Source organism: Leifsonia sp. HAY1-4F (assembly GCF_056755275.1).
On the sequence record NZ_JBNDHX010000495.1, the window covers coordinates 1 to 246 of the forward strand.

A 246-nucleotide genomic window follows, 5' to 3' on the forward strand; every position below is an offset into this window, starting at 1 on the left:
ACCATGGCTGCGCCGACCGACAGGTCGATGCCGGCGGTGAGGATGACGAGGGTCTCCGCGACGCCCAGGGTGCCGATGACGGCCACCTGCTGGGTGATCAAGGAGAGGTTCGTCGGTGCGAGGAAGCGCGGGTTGATCACGCCGAAGACTGTCTCTTATACACATCTCCGAGCCCACGAGACACTCGCTAATTTGGTGGGTCGGGTTTCTGTCTGAGAGGAAGGGGGGGGGGGGGGGGGGGGGGGG

General features: G+C 65.4%; 1 pseudogene. It reads right to left on the bottom strand.

Going from position 1 to position 246, the window contains the following annotated elements:
• A pseudogene (locus ACPYOG_RS20260) lies at positions 1–149 on the bottom strand (ABC transporter permease); the annotation flags it as partial.
• Positions 150–246: the final 97 nt, after the last annotated feature.